General features: G+C 74.1%; 18 protein-coding genes and 1 pseudogene. 11 read left to right on the top strand and 8 right to left on the bottom strand.

Going from position 1 to position 15762, the window contains the following annotated elements; all coding sequences use genetic code 11:
- Window positions 1-106 precede the first annotated feature (106 nt).
- The 3 genes from AB0C99_RS16365 to AB0C99_RS16355 all read left to right on the top strand — a co-directional run bounded on the left by AB0C99_RS16365 (window position 107) and on the right by AB0C99_RS16355 (window position 2566).
- The gene (locus AB0C99_RS16365) at window positions 107-991 is read left to right on the top strand and encodes a hypothetical protein (RefSeq protein ID WP_362475511.1); all 885 of its coding nucleotides are present in this window, start codon (window positions 107-109) and stop codon (window positions 989-991) included.
- Between the two features lie 95 nt (window positions 992-1086).
- On the top strand, window positions 1087-1776 hold the full coding sequence (locus AB0C99_RS16360) for an HNH endonuclease family protein (RefSeq protein WP_362475353.1): 690 nt from the start codon (window positions 1087-1089) through the stop codon (window positions 1774-1776).
- Between the two features lie 46 nt (window positions 1777-1822).
- Complete coding sequence (locus AB0C99_RS16355; RefSeq protein ID WP_362475351.1) at window positions 1823-2566, top strand: N-acetyltransferase; 744 nt, start codon at window positions 1823-1825, stop codon at window positions 2564-2566.
- Between the two features lie 141 nt (window positions 2567-2707).
- Here AB0C99_RS16355 and AB0C99_RS16350 read toward each other — a convergent pair whose 3' ends face one another.
- Window positions 2708-3499: a hypothetical protein gene (locus tag AB0C99_RS16350; RefSeq protein ID WP_362475350.1), complete on the bottom strand. Its 792-nt coding sequence runs from the start codon at window positions 3497-3499 to the stop codon at window positions 2708-2710.
- Between the two features lie 93 nt (window positions 3500-3592).
- Window positions 3593-4399 (bottom strand): DUF4352 domain-containing protein, encoded by an 807-nt coding sequence (locus AB0C99_RS16345; protein ID WP_362475348.1) that lies wholly within the window; start codon window positions 4397-4399, stop codon window positions 3593-3595.
- A gap of 180 nt (window positions 4400-4579) precedes the next feature.
- Between AB0C99_RS16345 and AB0C99_RS16340 the strand changes: the two genes are divergently transcribed.
- From AB0C99_RS16340 to AB0C99_RS16325, 4 genes are all read left to right on the top strand, one after another.
- Window positions 4580-6820: an N-6 DNA methylase gene (locus AB0C99_RS16340; RefSeq protein ID WP_362475346.1), complete on the top strand. Its 2241-nt coding sequence runs from the start codon at window positions 4580-4582 to the stop codon at window positions 6818-6820.
- A 145-nt stretch (window positions 6821-6965) separates the two neighbouring features.
- Window positions 6966-7625 carry a hypothetical protein gene (locus tag AB0C99_RS16335; protein ID WP_362475344.1) on the top strand — a complete coding sequence of 220 codons (660 nt, stop codon included), beginning with the start codon at window positions 6966-6968 and terminating at the stop codon, window positions 7623-7625.
- Window positions 7622-9160 carry a serine/threonine-protein kinase gene (locus AB0C99_RS16330; protein WP_362475342.1) on the top strand — a complete coding sequence of 513 codons (1539 nt, stop codon included), beginning with the start codon at window positions 7622-7624 and terminating at the stop codon, window positions 9158-9160. Before AB0C99_RS16335 ends, AB0C99_RS16330 begins: the two co-directional genes overlap by 4 nt.
- A gap of 138 nt (window positions 9161-9298) precedes the next feature.
- Window positions 9299-9691 (top strand): hypothetical protein, encoded by a 393-nt coding sequence (locus AB0C99_RS16325; RefSeq protein WP_362475341.1) that lies wholly within the window; start codon window positions 9299-9301, stop codon window positions 9689-9691.
- 75 nt (window positions 9692-9766) lie between these two features.
- Here the strand turns inward: AB0C99_RS16325 and AB0C99_RS16320 are convergent, their stop codons facing one another.
- Window positions 9767-10024 (bottom strand): hypothetical protein, encoded by a 258-nt coding sequence (locus AB0C99_RS16320; protein WP_362475339.1) that lies wholly within the window; start codon window positions 10022-10024, stop codon window positions 9767-9769.
- Between the two features lie 389 nt (window positions 10025-10413).
- Between AB0C99_RS16320 and AB0C99_RS16315 the strand changes: the two genes are divergently transcribed.
- Window positions 10414-11319, top strand: coding sequence for a helix-turn-helix domain-containing protein (locus AB0C99_RS16315; RefSeq protein WP_362475337.1), 906 nt, complete (start codon window positions 10414-10416; stop codon window positions 11317-11319).
- Window positions 11320-11323: 4 nt separating this feature from the next.
- Here the strand turns inward: AB0C99_RS16315 and AB0C99_RS16310 are convergent, their stop codons facing one another.
- Window positions 11324-11593, bottom strand: coding sequence for a hypothetical protein (locus AB0C99_RS16310; protein ID WP_362475335.1), 270 nt, complete (start codon window positions 11591-11593; stop codon window positions 11324-11326).
- Between the two features lie 110 nt (window positions 11594-11703).
- Here AB0C99_RS16310 and AB0C99_RS16305 point away from each other — a divergent pair, with 110 nt between their 5' ends.
- Window positions 11704-12252 (top strand): DinB family protein, encoded by a 549-nt coding sequence (locus AB0C99_RS16305; RefSeq protein ID WP_362475333.1) that lies wholly within the window; start codon window positions 11704-11706, stop codon window positions 12250-12252.
- Between the two features lie 22 nt (window positions 12253-12274).
- On the opposite strand, the gene gcvH is transcribed toward AB0C99_RS16305, so the two are convergent.
- Together gcvH and AB0C99_RS16295 are read right to left on the bottom strand one after the other, a co-directional pair.
- Window positions 12275-12655 carry a glycine cleavage system protein GcvH gene (gene gcvH, locus AB0C99_RS16300; protein WP_362475331.1) on the bottom strand — a complete coding sequence of 127 codons (381 nt, stop codon included), beginning with the start codon at window positions 12653-12655 and terminating at the stop codon, window positions 12275-12277.
- Window positions 12656-12863: 208 nt separating this feature from the next.
- On the bottom strand, window positions 12864-13829 hold the full coding sequence (locus AB0C99_RS16295) for an NAD(P)-dependent alcohol dehydrogenase (RefSeq protein WP_362475330.1): 966 nt from the start codon (window positions 13827-13829) through the stop codon (window positions 12864-12866).
- A 100-nt stretch (window positions 13830-13929) separates the two neighbouring features.
- Here AB0C99_RS16295 and AB0C99_RS16290 point away from each other — a divergent pair, with 100 nt between their 5' ends.
- Window positions 13930-14604, top strand: coding sequence for a TetR/AcrR family transcriptional regulator (locus AB0C99_RS16290; RefSeq protein WP_362475328.1), 675 nt, complete (start codon window positions 13930-13932; stop codon window positions 14602-14604).
- 28 nt (window positions 14605-14632) lie between these two features.
- Here AB0C99_RS16290 and AB0C99_RS16285 read toward each other — a convergent pair whose 3' ends face one another.
- Window positions 14633-15088 carry a MarR family transcriptional regulator gene (locus AB0C99_RS16285; protein WP_362475326.1) on the bottom strand — a complete coding sequence of 152 codons (456 nt, stop codon included), beginning with the start codon at window positions 15086-15088 and terminating at the stop codon, window positions 14633-14635.
- Window positions 15085-15588, bottom strand: a complete 504-nt coding sequence (locus AB0C99_RS16280) for a MarR family transcriptional regulator (RefSeq protein ID WP_362475324.1) — start codon at window positions 15586-15588, stop codon at window positions 15085-15087. Before AB0C99_RS16280 ends, AB0C99_RS16285 begins: the two co-directional genes overlap by 4 nt.
- A gap of 79 nt (window positions 15589-15667) precedes the next feature.
- On the opposite strand from AB0C99_RS16280, the pseudogene AB0C99_RS16275 reads away from it, so the two are divergent.
- A pseudogene (locus tag AB0C99_RS16275) lies at window positions 15668-15762 on the top strand (mycothiol synthase); the annotation flags it as partial.

Below are 15762 nucleotides of genomic sequence, written 5' to 3'. Positions count from 1 at the left end.
GTGGGGTGGGAGGAATCTAGTCAGTGACAAGATGATGTGTGTGGACGGGAGAGACGCCGTGAACGTGCAGCCCCAGCCCCAGCCCCAGCCCCAGACGGAGAAGCCCATCCAGGAAGGTCGGCCCCCCGTCGAACCCGCCCGCGTCCGCCAGCTCTGGCACCTGCTGGAGCCCCTGCACGCCGTGCTCTACTACGCGCCCGAGGCGTTCGACGAGGCCGCCGCCCTCGGCTACGGCGTCGACGAGCGCTGGCCCTCCTACTTCGCCTGGCGCGCCGCGCCCCTCGGGCCCGCCGGGAGCGTCCGGGTCGCCGCCGCCTTCTACAGCTTCGCGCCCGCCATGGTCGCCCGGTACGTGCCCGCAGCCTGGGCGGTCGCCGACCCGGCCGAGGTGCTCGCCGCCCGGCTCCGCGCCGTCGACCGGACCTGGCGGGCGCTGCTCGACCCCGAGGAGGTCGAGGGCCCGGGCATCGCCGAGGCCGCCGCGCTCGCCCGGCGCGCAGCGGAGGCGGCCACGCCCGCCGGGCGCCCGCTCGCCGCCGCCAACGCCGAGCTGCCCTGGCCCGACGCCCCGCACCTGGTCCTGTGGCAGGCCGCCACGATCCTGCGCGAGCACCGGGGCGACGGCCACCTCGCGGCCCTGCTGGCCGCCGGCCTCGACCCGGCCGAGGCCCTGGTCTCCTTCGCCGCCGTCGGCGCCGCCCCCGAGGCCGTCTTCGCGAGCCGGGGCTGGAGCGGCGCGGAGTGGGACGCCGCCCGCGCGCGCCTCGCCGCGCGCGGGCTCGTCGGCCCCGACGGCGCCGCCACCGAGGCGGGCCGCGCCCTGCGCGCCGAGGTCGAGCGCCGTACGGACGAACTGGCCGCCGCCCCCTGGACCGCCCTCGGCCCCGAGGCCACGGCCCGGCTCGCGGAGCTCCTGGGCGGGCCCTGGCTCGCGGTCATCGGCTCGGGACTGCTGCCGGCCGAGAACACGCTGGGCATCGGCAAGATCTGAGGGGACCTGAGGGGACCTGAGGAGGTCTGAGGAGCGGGCAGGGCCCGGCGGCGCCCTCCGAGACCGCCTGATCACACATCAAATAGGATCTTTCGGTGCTGACGTATCAAAAGACCCTCATCGCCTCGGCCTTCGCGCTCTTCGCCCTGTTCGTCAACGCCGCCTGCTCGCCCCTCACCGGCGGCGGGAGCAGTACGGGAAGCAGTACGGGAAACGGCCCGGCCGCCGGCACCGCCCTCGCCGCCGTGGACGCGCTCACCGTGAAGGGCCGCGCGCCCAGGACCGGCTACGAGCGGGAGAAGTTCGGGCGCGCCTGGGCCGACGTCGACCGCAACGGCTGCGGCACCCGCGACGACATACTCCGCCGCGACCTGACCGGCGTCCGCTTCACCGACGGCCGGTGCAAGGTCGCCTCCGGGAGGCTGGCCAAGGACCCGTACACCGGCGGCTCCATCGACTACGTCCGGGGCCGCAGCAAGGTGGACATCGACCACGTCGTGGCCCTGTCGGACGCCTGGCAGAAGGGCGCGCAGAAGTGGGACTCCGGCACCCGGCTGCGCTTCGCGAACGACCCGCTCAACCTGCTCGCCGTCGACTCCGCGACCAACCGCCGCAAGTCGGACGGCGACGCGGCGACCTGGCTGCCGCCCTACAAGGCGTACCGCTGTCCGTACGTGGCCCGGCAGGTCGCCGTGAAGAAGAAGTACGGGGTGTGGATCACGTCCGGGGAACGGGACGCGATGCGGCGGGTCCTGGAAACCTGCCCTGAGCAGCGGCTTCCCTAGGTAAATCGTTTCCGCGCGGGCGGTGCTGCCGACTAGCGTCCCCGGCATGGACCCGCACATCACGACCCTCGCCGAACGCCCCGAACTGGAAGGGGCGCTCTGGCGGATGAAGGACCTCTGGCCGGAGTTCATGATGTACGACCCGGTCGGCTGGGCGAACATGGGACAGATCGTCACCGCGTTCCCCGAGTACGTCCTCGTCGCCACCGACTCCGACGGCGAGGTCGTGGCCCGTGCCTTCAGCGTGCCGTTCCGGCTCGGCGCGCCGGGCCGTGGCGAACTGCCCGGCACCGGCTGGGACCAGGTCCTGCTCTGGGCGTTCTCCGACCGCCGGCACGGGCACGCGCCCGACACGGTCAGCGCGATCGAGGTCACCGTGGCCACCAGCGCGCTCGGCAACGGCCTCTCGCACCGGATGCTGGCCGCCATGCGCGACAACGCCCGCCGCCTGGGCTTCGCCGAACTGGTCGCCCCGGTCCGCCCCAACGGCAAGCACCTGGAGGCGGAGTCGTCGATGCACGAGTACGCCTTCCGCACCCGCGAGGACGGGCTGCCGGTCGACCCCTGGCTGCGGGTCCACGTCCGCGCGGGCGGCACGGTGGCGAAGGTCGCCCCCGCGTCGATGACGATCGGCGCCGCCGTGGAGGAGTGGCGGCGGTGGACGGGCCTGCCCTTCGACACCGACGGCCCGGTCGAGGTCGAGGGCGCCCTGGTGCCGGTGCACTGCGAGGCGTCCCGGGGCTACGCGGTGTACGTCGAGCCCAACGTATGGGTCCGGCACGGGCTCTGAGCCCCCCTCGGGGCCCTGAAGTCCCCGGAAACACCGGAGTCCCCTGGGTCCCCGGAAACACCGGAAAGGGCGTGAAGGCCGCTCCCCTCGCGGCGGCCTTCACGCCCTTTCCGTCCCCCCCCCCGGGGTGTGGTCATTCGGTCAGCCGAAGCTCTTCATGTCCACGATGTCCTTGGCGGGCGGGACCTTCGCGTCGACCGGCTTGTCGTAGTCGGTGAAGGACATGGTGCCGGGCTCCTTGCCGCCGGTCCCGACCAGCTTGAGGAGGTACGGCTTGCCCTCCGTGGCCACGTAGACCGTGGTCCGCTCGGAGCCTTCGGCCTGGGTGAGCATCAGCGCCTTCTTGCCGTCGACGACGGTCTCCTGGCCCCGGACCGCCGTGTTGACGCCCTGCTCGAACTCCGCCAGCAGCGACTTCAGGTCGCACAGCGCGAGGCTGTCCTTGGTGTCGGGGTCCTTGGCGTCGGTCTTCACCCAGCGGCCCTTGAGCTGCCGGACGACCTCCTTCTGCACGGCGGCGGACTCGCCCGTCACCTGCTCCTTGATGAGCGCGTCGTCGAAGCGCATGTAGACCGTGTCGGCGCCCGGCTTGCGCAGCTCGGCGGTGCCCCCGGCGGTGCCCATCGACAGCGTGCCGGCGCAGCGGCCCCGGACGTCGGTCGACAGAGCGGCCTTGATCGGGCCGTCGGTCGTCTTGAGCGCGAGGTCGAGGGTGAGGGAGTCCGCCGTCTTGGTCGCGGCGATCGCCTTGTTCACGATCTGGGGTCCGCTCAGGTCCTCGAAGGGGCCGGCGGGCTTCGGGGGCTGCGTCGGCTGGGCCGGCTTCGCGGCCGGGGCGGCGTCGTTCGGGCCGCAGGCGGAGGCGCCGAGCGCGACGGCGGCGCAGAGGCTCGCGGCGAGCGCGGCGCGGCGGAGACGGACGGTGGCGGGCATGGGGCTCTCCGAGGGGATCGGGTGGTGCGTCGTGCGTCGTGCGGTGTGTGTCGTACGTCGTGCGGTGTGTGTCGCACGAGGTGGGGGCGGGCGTCAGCCGATCTTCAGGTCCCACTGCGAGGCGTTGTAGTCCAGGCCGGGGCTGACCTCGACGGTGAGGTCCTTCGCGGCGGCGGGGGCGTCGAAGGCGAAGGTGGCGGTGGCCTTCTTGCCGGGCAGGACCGAGCCGCTGAAGCCGCTGCCGACCTTCTCGTCGAAGATCTGCTCGGCCGTGGCGCCGTCCTTGCCCGCGCGGGCCTGGAGGGTCGTCAGGGTGGTGTCGATCTTCTGCTTGGCGCCGTTCTCGATGGTGACGGTCACCTGGTACGCCTTGTTGCCCTTGGTGTGGCCGACCGCGAACTCGGAGGGCGCGTACGTCTTCGCCTCCGACACGGTGATCTTCAGGTTGTCGTCGTAGACCACGGTGTCACCGGCCGCGAGGGGCTTGTCCTTGTCGGCCTTGCCGGGCTTGGCGCCCGCGTCGCCCTGGCCCGCCGGGCTCTTCGCCGCCGGGTCCTTCGGGGCGGAGTCCTTGATCGCCTTGTCTATCTCGTCCACCGCGTCGCTGACGGCGGAGAAGGTGATGACCGCGCCGACCACCGAGAGGATCAGGGCCGCGAGGCCCAGGATCGCGCCGGTCAGGGTCACACCCTTGTTGCTCGCCTCGCCGCGCTTCACCCGGCCCCGGCCGACCAGGCCGAGGATCAGCGCGATCAGGCCGAGGATGCCGGCCAGCCAGAAGAACAAGGGGATGAGGCCGGACAGGGTGCCGATGATGCCGAGGATCAGGGCCGCGGTGCCCAGCCCGTTGCGCATGGCCACCGGGGACGGGGCGTGCGGGAGCTGCGTGTCGTACGACATGGGTGTGTCCTCCCGGACAGTGATTTCTTCTGGCGCGATGGATCAATGACAACAGAAGCTGTGAACCGAGTCAACACGGTTCACGAAAAACGGATCGGATCACGCTGTGAAGTGCTGTCGGAGGGGTTCGTCAGTAAGATCGGGTGTTCACACGCACGCCGATCAGGGGAGTTGGGGCAGGTGCCGGACAGCGCAGCAGAGGTGACCGCCGCGGGCATCGCCCGCCTCGCGGGAGTCGGCCGGGCGGCCGTCAGCAACTGGCGCCGCCGCCACACCGACTTCCCCAAGCCCGTCGGCGGCACCGAGACCAGCCCCTCCTTCGCCCTCGCCGACGTCGAGGAGTGGCTGCGCGCCCAGGGCAAGCTGGCCGAGGTCCCGCTGCGCGAGCGCGTCTGGCAGCTCGTCGCGAGCCATCCCGCCGGCGCCGTCACCGCCCTCGTCCACGCGGGCTGCGCGCTGCTCCTCGTCCGCGACCGCCGGGCCGCCTGGCCCGCGCTGGCCGCCGTGCCCGACGAGCGCCTCGCGGAGGTGCTGCCCGGCCCGCTGGAGGAGGCGCTGACCGAGCGCCTCGGCCCGGAGCGGGCCGTCCACACCCCCTCCGCCCTCGAACTCGCCCCGTCCGTCACCCTCCTGCGCGGCGTCGCGGAACTGGCCGCCCAGGCCCAGGGGCAGGCCCCGTCCCCGGCACAGGCCGGGATCTCCGCCGCCGCCCAAGGCGCCCAAGCCACCCAAGGTGCCCAAGCCACCCAAGGCGCCCGCGACGCCTACGAGTTCCTCCTCGGCCGGCACCTGGACGCCAACCCCCGCCAGTTCACGCTCACCCCGCCCGGCCCCGCCGCCCTCATGGCCGCCCTCGCCGGGCCCGCCGCCGAGGTCCTCGACCCCGCCTGCGGCACCGGTGCCCTGCTCGCCGCCGCACTGGCGGCGCCCACCGCCGGAGCCCCCGCCGCCGGAGCCCCCACCCCCACGGATCCCACCCCCACGGATCCCACCCCCACGGATTCCGCCCCCGCCCCCCGCGCGCTGCACGGCCAGGACGTCGACCCCGACCTGGCCGCCCTGACCGCCCTGCGGCTCGCGCTCTCCGGCGACGCGGACGTGCGCGTCCTCGCGGGCGACACCCTGCGCGCCGACGCCTTCCCCGCGCTCACCGCCGACGCCGTCCTCTGCCACCCGCCGTTCAACGAGCGCAACTGGGGCCACGACGAGCTGGCCTACGACTCCCGCTGGGAGTACGGCTTCCCGGCCCGTACGGAGTCCGAGCTGGCCTGGGTCCAGCACGCCCTCGCGCGCCTGCGCCCCGGCGGCACCGCCGTCCTCCTCATGCCGCCCGCCGCCGCCTCCCGCCGCTCCGGCCGCCGCGTCCGCGCCGACCTGCTGCGCCGGGGCGCCCTGCGGGCCGTCATCGCCCTCCCGGCCGGCGCGGCGCCCCCGTACGGCATCCCGCTCCACCTGTGGGTGCTGCGCAAGCCCGCGCCCGGCGAGCGGCCCCCCGCCGAACTGCTCCTCGTCGACACCGCCCCCGACCACACCCCGGGCGCCGCCCCCGCGGGCCGCGACCGGCTCGACTGGCCGGCGGTAGAGGCCCGCGTCCTCGACGCCTGGCGCCCCTTCGACCGCGATGGCACCCTGGCCGAGACCCCCGGCGAGAGCCGGGGCGTCCCCGTCGTCGCCCTCCTCGACGACGACGTCGACCTCACCCCCGCCCGCCACCTCCCGCCGCCCGCCGCCGCCGAGGGCGCCGCGCAGCTCGCCGGAGTGCGCGAGCGGCTGGCCGAGACGCTGGTCCGCACCCGCGAACTGACCCCGCCGCCCGCCGCGAGCCCCGCCCCCGGGGGACCCGGCCGCCCCGCGACGACGATCGGCGAACTCGCCCGCGCGGGCGCGCTCACGCTCCGCGCGGGCGGCGCCGGGACGGCCGCCCCCGGCAGCCCCGTAGCCGTCCTCACCGACACCGACGTCCTCGCCGGCCAGGCGCCCTCCGGGACGCTGCCCGAGGCGCCGGCCGAGGGCCCGGGGGAGGAGCCCGTGCTCCTCGCCGCGGGCGACGTCGTCGTGCCCGTCCTCGGCGGCGGCTCCGTCACCCGGGTCGTCGACGAGGCCACCGCGGGCGCCGCCCTCGGGCGCAACGTGCACCTGCTGCGCCCCGACCCCGCCGCCCTCGACCCCTGGTTCCTGGCCGGCTTCCTGCGCGCCACCGCCAACAACCGCCAGGCCAGCTCGTACGCCTCGACCGCCACCCGGCTCGACGTCCGCCGCCTCCAGCTGCCCCGGCTGCCGCTGACGGAACAGCGGCGGTACGGGGACCGGTTCCGGGCCCTCGCGGAGTTCGAGGAGGCGCTGCGGCTCGCGGGCCGCCTCGGCGAGCAACTGGTCCAGGGGATGTACGACGGCCTGGCGGACGGCACCGTGGCCCCCTGAAAGCCCCTTGAGAGCCTCCTGGCAGTCTGCTGACAGTCCCTGAACACCCCCCGACGCCTCAGGGAAGTGCGCTGACGTGCGGGGCCGCGCTTGTATACGCTCGACCCCGTCAGCAACAGAGCCATTCAGGTGACCAGGAGCAGGAATGTACGGCCACGGCTATCCGCAGCCCGCGCCGCCGCAGCGCGGTGTTCCGGCTTCGGTCATCGTGCTGCGGGTGCTCTTCACGGCGCTTCCGCTGCTCAGCATGGGCTTCCTGACCTGGGTGACGGCCCTGCGGATCGCGCTGATGACCCGTCGGGTCCTGGACTGGATCCTGTTCGTGGTCTCGCTGGCCGTCCTGGTCGTCCTGATCGCGCTCGTGCCGGAGGACGAGAAGGCGAGCAGCCCCGCCGCCGACTGGGCCATCGGGATCTTCCTGCTCACGGCGGCGGCGTTCGCGGCGTACTTCCTCGTCGTGGACATCCTCCGCGACGGCGCCCGTCCGCCCCGGCAGCCCCAGCCGGACCCGTACAGCCCGTACGCGTCGACGGTCCCGCAGCACCACGGCTACGGCTACCCGCAGCAGCCCCAGGCGTACGGCTACCCGCCCCAGCAGCAACAGCAACAGCAACAGCAACAGCAACAGCAACAGCAACAGCAACCCCAGCCGCAGCAACTGCCCACGCCGCCCCAGCAACCTCACCAGCCCACCCCGCCCCACCAGCCCCACCCCACCTCCCGCATCGACCAGGTCCGCGCCGAGCTCGACGAGCTCAGCGACCTGCTCCGCAAGGAAAAGGACCCCCGGGAAGGCGGGCGGTGAACGGGCGGGTCGTCGGCGGGCGTTACGAGCTGTCCACCCTGATCGGCCAGGGCGGCATGGGCCAGGTCTGGACGGCGTACGACGGCCGCCTGGACCGCCGGGTCGCGGTGAAGCTGCTGAACCCGGTCGCCATCAGCGGCCCCGCCACCGCCGCCGAGGAGCTGCGCCGCCGCTTCGTGCGCGAGTGCCGGGTCACGGCACAGGTGGGCCACCCCGGGCTCGTCACGGTCCACGACGCGGGCAGCGACGGCGACGACCTGTACCTGGTCATGCAGTACGTGGAGGGCGCCGACCTCGCCGACCACCTGGCGGAGCAGGACCCGTACCCCTGGCCGTGGGCGGTGTCCGTCGCCGCGCAGCTCTGCGCGGTGCTCGCCGCCGTGCACGCGGTGCCGATCGTGCACCGCGACCTCAAGCCGCGGAACGTGATGGTCCGCCCCGACGGCACCGTCATCGTGCTCGACCTGGGCGTCGCCTCCGTCCTCGACTCCGACACCACCCGCCTCACCCACACCGGCTCGCCCATCGGCAGCCCCGCCTACATGGCGCCCGAGCAGGCGATGGGCGGCGCCGTCGGCCCGTACACGGATCTGTACGCGCTCGGCGTGCTGCTCCACGAACTCCTCAGCGGGAACGTCCCCTTCGCCGGCTCCACCGCCCTCGGCGTGCTGCACCGGCACCTGTACGAGGCGCCCGTCCCGGTCCGCAGGCTCCGCCCCGAGGTGCCCGAGCCCCTGGAGGCCCTGGTGCTGCGGCTCCTCGCGAAGGACCCGCTGGCCCGGCCCTCGGGCGCGCAGGAGGTCTACGAGCACCTGCTGCCGCTGCTGCCCCCGCGCGGGGCGCCGGGTCCGGGCGGCCCGCTCGACCCGACCCGCCCGTTCCGCCGCCCGCACGCCCCCTGGCCCGACCAGGCCGTACAGGCGACCGCACCGCCCCCGCCGCCCGCCGTGCCGCCCGCCCCGGCGAAGCCCGACGTGGCCGCCGCCGTGGACGAGGTGAAACGGCTCCTCGGCGAGGGTTCGCTGACCCGGGCGGTGGACATGCTGGGCGGCATCCTCCCGGCCGCCGCCGCCGAGCACGGCGAGCGCTCGCCGGTCGTCCGCATCCTGCGCAAGCAGTACGCGTCGACCCTGATGGACGACGGCCAGTACCGGCGCGCCCTGCCCGAGCTGCGCCGCCTCGCGGAGGACCGCGCGGCGGAGGCGGGCCCGGCGGACGGGCAGACCCTTCAATTCCGTTATGACGCGGCCCAGTGCCTGGAGCAGCTCGGGGACCCGGCGGGCGCGCTCGCCGAGTACCGCGCCCTCCTGCCGTACTTCGAGCACGCCACCGCCCCCGAGCAGCAGGCCCGCGCCTTCGACATCCGGCACCGCACCGGCCTGCTCCTGCTCGCCCTGGGCGACCGCGCGGGAGGCCGTTCCCAGCTCCAGAGCCTCCTCTTCGACGCGGAGCGGGCGTACGGGTCGTACCACCCGCTCACGGCCGAGCTGCGCCGCGCGCTGGAGCGGCAGCAGGCGGTGGACCCCCGACTGTGACCTGACGGGGCGGCAGGATCACGACTCCGTATCCGATTGGACAACGGATGGACCGGATCCCTTTCGTCCCTTTCGCGATGTGTAACGTGCGCGTTCGATCATGTCCACGTCCATGCTCACGTCGCCCAAGGATTCACGATGACCACGCCTCCGCCGTCCGACCCGTTCGCCGCCGCCCCCGCGCCGGAGGCGCCCGCCCCCGAGAAGAAGGGCGGCGCGCTGAAGAAGATCGGCGGCATCGTGCTCACCGCCGTGATCCTCCTCGCGGTGAAGCTGGGCTACCCGTACCTGACGGGCGACGCGCCGGTGCACGCGAAGGCGGGGGAGTGCGTGACCGTGACCGGCCCGGACAACAACCCGGAGGTGTCCACCGAGGGCTGCTCCTCCGGCAAGGCCGACCTGTACAAGGTCGTCAAGGCCATCGACGACACCATGGACCCGGAGAAGTGCGGCGAGCTGGGCGAGGTGCGCCTCGTGCAGCAATGGGACGCGGACAAGTTCGTGCTCTGCCTGGACCCGGTCAAGAAGTAACCACAACCGCAGGCGTACGACGCGAGAGGGGCCGGTCCTTGGTGGACCGGCCCCTCTCGCGTTCCGCGCGTGCGCTCAGGCGCCGAGCAGCGTCCCCAAGGGGGAGAGCTGGTTGCCCGACAGCGGGATCTCGCCGACGGCGGGCGCGCTCTGCGCCATCGTGCCGGGCGTGCTCGTGGTGGGCGCGGTCGCCGTGGGCGCGGTGGGAGCGGTCGCGGTGGGCGCCGTGGTCTGGGCGTCGGCGTCGACGGGGCCGTCAGCCGCCGCGACCCCGGCGGAACCGAGGGCCATGGCCCCCGCCAACAGCACGCCGCCGATGATCCTGGACTTCATGGGTCCGCCTTCCGTGAGGAGGGTGAGGAGACTGGTACGGCGTGCCCAACGACACCGCGCCGTGGACGGACACGAGGCGGTGGGCCGCCGGGTGGCGGCGCGCGGGACAAAAGAAAAAGAACCCGGGGAAAGAACCAACCCCACCCCTCCCACCTCCCCGTTTCGGGGCGCGTCAGCGCGAATCCGGACTCGTCACCCATAAGAGGGAACTGCGCCAACTGGGCTGGATTCGCGGCAGGTTGCCTGGCATATGCTCACGCCGACCGCACTGAAAAACAGTTCGGCCCCCGGCCGGGACTAGCGATCCCGATCGAGGGCCTGACCACCGAGGAAGCAGTACCTTCCCGATGGATGTGAAGAACCCTAGCGTTCCCGCGCGCCCGTTGCCCGTGAACGCCCCGACTGCCACTCGATCCGGTGTCGGACACGTCAAAACCCGCCTGTCGAGCGGCTTCACCGTCCTCGACAACGGCCTCCTCCAGCACAGCGGGATGAGCCTCACGGCCATCGCCCTGTCCTGCCACCTCCAGTCGCTGCCCGAAGGCGCCGGCGTCTCGATCCGCACGCTCGCCGCCCGCTTCCCGGAGGGCGAGGTCCGCATCGCCGCCGCCCTGCGCGAACTGGAGCGCCACGGCTACCTGGAGCGCCTGCGGGTGCGGCTGCCGAACGGGCGGGTGATCACGCGGACGATGGCGTACACGATCCCGAAGCGCTTACCGCTGCCGGAGCCGCCGACGGACGCGGACCCGGACCCGAGCCCGGAGCCTGACCCGCCGTCGGGCGGAGGCGGCGGTGGTACGCCGGTGCCGCTGCCCCCGCCCCCGTCCTCGACCCCGCCCCCGTCTCCCGTACGCGAAGCGGTGCCGCCGCCGTCGCAGCGCCAGCCGAGGCCCACACGGATCCCGACCCGGATCCCGGCCCCGGCGCCCGCCCCGCCCCCGGAGGGCCCGGCCGCCGACCTCCTTCGCGGCCTGCGGGCCGACGAACCCCGCCTCACCCTCTCGTCCCGCGACATCGAGCGCCTGGCGCCCGGGGTGGACAGCTGGTTCGCGCGGGGCGCCACCCCCGACGCCGTACGCCGCACCCTCACCGCGTGCCTGCCCGACGACCTGAAGCACCCGGCGGGCATCCTCGACTACCGCCTGAGCAGCCTGATCCCGCCGCCCCTGCCGACGGCGCCGGTCGGGCCCCCGCCGCCGGACCCGTTCCAGACGTGCGACGACTGCGACCGCGCCTTCAGAGCCCCGGAACCGGGGTTGTGCCGGGAGTGCCGCGAGGCCCGCGCGGCGGCCTGATGACTCAGGCCGGGTTGTCGGGGCCGAGGGTCCACGGGTGGTCGCAGTGCCCGGGCGGGCAGTCGGAGTCGGCGCGCAGCAGGGTGCCGCCCTGATCGCAGCAGCCGTAGAACGCCGCGAAGTCGCCCGCGCGAGGGACGCGGCCCTCGTCGGCGCGACCGCTGACGGCCCTCGCGATGGACGCGGCCACGGTGGCCTGCCCGATGGCGAGGACGACGAAGCTGGCCAGCAGCAGCGCGACGCACAACGCGAATCGGACGAACGGGGGGCTCACGGGACCTCCGAAGGGCCGGGGCGGAAAAGACCACCGTTCCAACGAGGTGTCCCGGCGCAGGACACGCGCGGCCTACTCCGCTTGCGGCCCGCTCGCTAGAGTCGGCGATCATGACGCAGAACGACACCGACACCTGGCCGGAACCGCCACTCGCCGGCACCGAGGCGGCGGCCGTCCTGGGCGCCCTCGAACGCCAACGGGCCACCCTTGCCTGGAAGTGCTCCGGCCTGGACGCGGCCGGTCTCCGGGCCACCCTCGGCACGTCCGCCATCACCCTGGGCGGTCTCCTCAAGCACCTGGCGCACGTGGAGGACAGCCACTTCGCGCGGCTGTGGCTCGGCGTCCCCGTGGGCGCTCCCTGGGACACCGTCGACTGGGACGGCGAGCCGGACTGGGACTACCGCTCCGCCGCCGAGGACAGCCCCGAGTACTTGCGCGCGCTCTGGCGGGAGTCGGTCGACCGCTCCCGTGCCGTCGTCGACACGGCGCTCGACGCGGGCGGGCTGGACCAGCTCGGCGCCTACACCACCCGGAGCGGCGAGCGCCCCAACCTCCGCCGCATCCTCCTCGACCTCATCGAGGAGTACGCCCGCCACGCCGGTCACGCGGACCTCATCCGCGAGTCGGTCGACGGACTCACGGGCGAGGACCCGCAGTAGACCCCGGCCCGCCGGACAGGTCCTAGTCGAGCAGCTTCTTGTAGGCGGCGGCGGAGAGCAGCTCGCCGGTCGTCGCGCCCTTGCCCAGCTTGATCTTGAAGAGCCAGGTTTCGTACGGGTCCATGTTGACCTCTTCGGGGGTGTCGACGGCGTCCCCGTTCACCGCGACGACCTCGCCGGTCAGCGGCGCGTACAGATCGGACGCGACCTTCACCGACTCCACGACGCCGATGGAGCGACCCGCCTCGACCTGCTTGCCGACCGGCGGCAGTTCGAGGAAGACGAGGTCACCGAGCGCCTTCTGCGCGTGATCGGTGATGCCGACGGCGTAGCTGCCGTCGGCCTCCTTGCGGATCCACTCGTGCTCGTCGGTGTAGAGCAGGTCGGTGGGGACGTTCGACATGCGGGCTCCGGCTCTGAGAGGGGCGGACGGTGGCACGACGGGGCCATCATCCCGGCCCGGCCCCGCTTTCCGGGCCCGGGCCGCCGGAGCGTCACCTCAATGGGTGGCGAAGAGGAGGGCAGGCGTCCGGGCCGCCGACCGCTTCCTCCCGCATCCGCTGGACGAACCTCCTTGTGTCGCCCGGGGAGAGGGCGAGATCGCGCACGGCCTACGCGACCCTGACCACGTACTTGCCCCGGACGCCGCCCGCCTCCAGCGCCCGGTGCGCCGCCCCCGTCTCCTCCAGGGGGAAGACCGTGTCCACCGCGGGGCGCAGCTTGCCCTCGGTCACGTGGCGGGCGAGGCCGTCGAGGTCCGCCCGGGTGGGGTTGCCGCTGAAGAAGCGCACCCGGCCGCGCCCGTGGAGCGTCCCGGCGGCGAGGTAGCCGAGCGACGCGGCGGGGCGGTCCGGGTCGAAGGTGATGGTGACCATCCGCCCGCCGGGGGCGAGGAGCCGCCGGAAGGTCCGCAGGTCGGTGCCCGCGGTGTCCAGGACCACGTCGAAGCGGCCCAGGTCCGCCGGTCGTACGCTCCGGTGGTCGAGGGCCCGGTGCGCGCCGAGCCCTCGGACGAAGTCGAGGTTGGCCGCGCGGGCGAGGGCCGTGACCTCGGCACCGTACGCCCGTCCGAGCTGGACGGCCGCGTTGCCGACGCCGCCCGCCGCGCCCCGGACGAGGAGCCGTTCGCCGGGGCGCAGCCCGGCCTTGTCGCGCAGCGCGGTGACGGCCGTGGTGGCGACGGGCAGCGCGGCGGCGGCCACCGGGTCGAGGCCGTCGGGGAGCCGGCCGACGCGCTCGGCGGGCACGGTCACGTACTCGGCGGCGCTGCCGAATCCGGAGGTCCGGCCCAGGACGCCCCACACGCGGTCGCCGGTCGCGAAGCCGGTGACTCCGGCGCCCGAGGCGGCGACCTCGCCGGTGAAGTCCAGGCCGACGCGTTTGGGGAACGTGCGGCCGCTCAGGAGGCGGAAACGGCCGGCGCGGACGATCACTTCGCCGCCGTTGACGCTGAACGCGCTCACCTTCACCAGCACCTCGCCTCGGGCCGGTTCGGGGCGTGGCACGCGGGCCGTGTAGAGCACGTCGGGGCCGCCGTGGCGGTCGTAGAGCACTGCTTTCATCGTGGGGTCGGTCATCGTTCCGCCTTGCCGCCGGGGGGTCGTACGGGGGTCTGAAGTCGACCGTAGGCTTTAAACGGACGCGATCGTCCGTTTGGAGCGGAAGCGGGAGACAGTGATGGCGGATTCCTCTCGGATCGGTGCTCGGACCGGTGCCCGGGGCGGGGTGCGGGCGGACGCCCGGCGCAACCGGGAGCGCGTGCTCGTCGCCGCCCGCGCGGTCTTCGCGGAGCACGGGATCGACGCCCCGATGGCGACGGTGGCCCGCCGGGCCGGGGTCGGCGTGGCGACGCTGTACCGGCATTTCCCGACCCGGGACTCCCTGGTGCGGGGCGCGTTCGCGCGGCAGACGGAGACCTGCGCGCGGGCGCTCGACGAGGCGCTGGCCGATCCCGACCCCTGGCGGGGTTTCACGCGGCTGATCGAGACGGTGTGCGCGCTGCAACGGGAGGAGCGCGGGTTTCCGGCCGCGTTCGTCGCGGCCTTCCCCGACGGCACGGCGGAACACGCGCGGGCCCGGCAGCGGGCCGAGCGGGGCGTCGCGACCCTGGTCCGCAGGGCGCAGGCGGCGGGCGCGCTGCGGGCCGACTTCCACCCGTCCGACCTCGCCGTGGTCCTGCTGGCGCACTGCGCCCTGGTGGCCGCCCTGCCGGACGACGGCGCGGCGTCCCGGCGGCTGGTGGCCTATCTGCTCCAGTCGTTCCGCGCCGACTCGGCCGGTGGGCCGCTGCCCCCGCCGGCCGCGCTGAGCCTGCGCGACCTGCCGGTGGCGACGGGCGGCTCCCGGGGGTAGCGGCCCCCGGCGACCGGCCCGACTCCCGTCAGGCGCGCGCCAGTTCCGCGTTCGCCCGCTCCGTGAGGAGGGTCAGGACGCGGCCCGCCGCCGCCAGGTCCTCGGCCGGGATGTCGGCGTAGAGGCGGGCGCTGACCTCGGCGGTCTCCTTGGTGGTGGTGTCGAAGAGGGCCTGGCCGGTGGCGCTGAGGCGGAGGCGGGCCGGGTCGGCGGGGGTCGGCTCCAGGAGGGCCGCCGTCACGAGGGCGTTCACGACCTCCCGTACGGCCGATTCCTCGGTCTTCAACGAGTTGATGACGTCGGCCACGAGTGCGTCCGGGGTCGTCGAGCCGCCCGCGAGGGTGACGGCTCTGAGCGTGACGCTCTGCTGGAACGTGAGGCCGTGCCTGGTCAGGACGTTTTCCAGCACCGCGCGGGCGGCGTGGTGGGCGAGGGCGATGACGCGGCCGTCGGTGGTGGGGGCGGTGGCAGGGGTGGTGGTCATGGCTGTTCCTTCTCGTTCTCGGCGATACGGGTCGGATCGAGCGGTACGTCGAGCAGCGTGACGAGCGTGCGGGTGAACTCCGTCGCGCGCGGGTCGCGCTGTCCGCCCAGCGGCTCCAGGAACTGCTCCAGGAGGCCCTGGATGACGCGGATCGCGCGGCGGGTCGCGTCCCGGCCCTGGTCCGTGAGTTCCAGGCGGATCGCGCGCGGGTCGGCGGGGTCGCGGGTGCGGGTGACGGAGCCGGCCGACTCCAGCGCGCGGACCAGCTTCGACACGTACAGGGCCTCCAGGCCCGTGTGGTCGGCCAGCTCGCGCTGGCTGGGGCGCCGCCCGGAGCGGCCCATGCCGTGCAGCGAGGCCATCACCGCGTACTGCGCGTGGGTCATCCCCAGCGGCGCGAGGGCCCGGTCGACGGCGACCCGCCACTTCATGGACAGGCGCCAGACGAGGAAGCCCGCGGTCGCGTTCTCTGAGGGTCCGAAGGGTGCTGCGTCGCTCATGACAGATAGAGTACATAGCTATTATGTACATGGCTAGGCCGGTGGAGGCGGGACTCCCCGTCGCGGGCGAGGTCGCGGGGACCCGGTCGAGGCCCCCGCGGCCGAGCTGGTCGTGCACCCCGCGCACCGCGGGCGCGGCCACGGCAGGGCGCTCGGCAGCGCCCTGCTGGACGC

The sequence above is a fragment of the Streptomyces sp. NPDC048659 genome (assembly GCF_040650575.1).
Taxonomy (GTDB): domain Bacteria; phylum Actinomycetota; class Actinomycetes; order Streptomycetales; family Streptomycetaceae; genus Streptomyces.
Note: the sequence above shows the minus strand (reverse complement) of the source record. Positions and strands in the feature narration are given on the sequence as shown.

What these genes read in the sequence shown, in the direction of transcription:
- AB0C99_RS16355 (WP_362475351.1), top strand. Translation starts at nt 1,823, where the DNA reads ATGGACCCGCACATCACGACCCTCGCCGAACGCCCCGAACTGGAAGGG.
- AB0C99_RS16350 (WP_362475350.1), bottom strand. Translation starts at nt 3,499, where the DNA reads ATGCCCGCCACCGTCCGTCTCCGCCGCGCCGCGCTCGCCGCGAGCCTC.
- AB0C99_RS16345 (WP_362475348.1), bottom strand. Translation starts at nt 4,399, where the DNA reads ATGTCGTACGACACGCAGCTCCCGCACGCCCCGTCCCCGGTGGCCATG.
- AB0C99_RS16335 (WP_362475344.1), top strand. Translation starts at nt 6,966, where the DNA reads ATGTACGGCCACGGCTATCCGCAGCCCGCGCCGCCGCAGCGCGGTGTT.
- AB0C99_RS16325 (WP_362475341.1), top strand. Translation starts at nt 9,299, where the DNA reads ATGACCACGCCTCCGCCGTCCGACCCGTTCGCCGCCGCCCCCGCGCCG.
- AB0C99_RS16320 (WP_362475339.1), bottom strand. Translation starts at nt 10,024, where the DNA reads ATGAAGTCCAGGATCATCGGCGGCGTGCTGTTGGCGGGGGCCATGGCC.
- AB0C99_RS16305 (WP_362475333.1), top strand. Translation starts at nt 11,704, where the DNA reads ATGACGCAGAACGACACCGACACCTGGCCGGAACCGCCACTCGCCGGC.
- gcvH (WP_362475331.1), bottom strand. Translation starts at nt 12,655, where the DNA reads ATGTCGAACGTCCCCACCGACCTGCTCTACACCGACGAGCACGAGTGG.
- AB0C99_RS16295 (WP_362475330.1), bottom strand. Translation starts at nt 13,829, where the DNA reads ATGACCGACCCCACGATGAAAGCAGTGCTCTACGACCGCCACGGCGGC.
- AB0C99_RS16290 (WP_362475328.1), top strand. Translation starts at nt 13,930, where the DNA reads ATGGCGGATTCCTCTCGGATCGGTGCTCGGACCGGTGCCCGGGGCGGG.
- AB0C99_RS16285 (WP_362475326.1), bottom strand. Translation starts at nt 15,088, where the DNA reads ATGACCACCACCCCTGCCACCGCCCCCACCACCGACGGCCGCGTCATC.
- AB0C99_RS16280 (WP_362475324.1), bottom strand. Translation starts at nt 15,588, where the DNA reads ATGAGCGACGCAGCACCCTTCGGACCCTCAGAGAACGCGACCGCGGGC.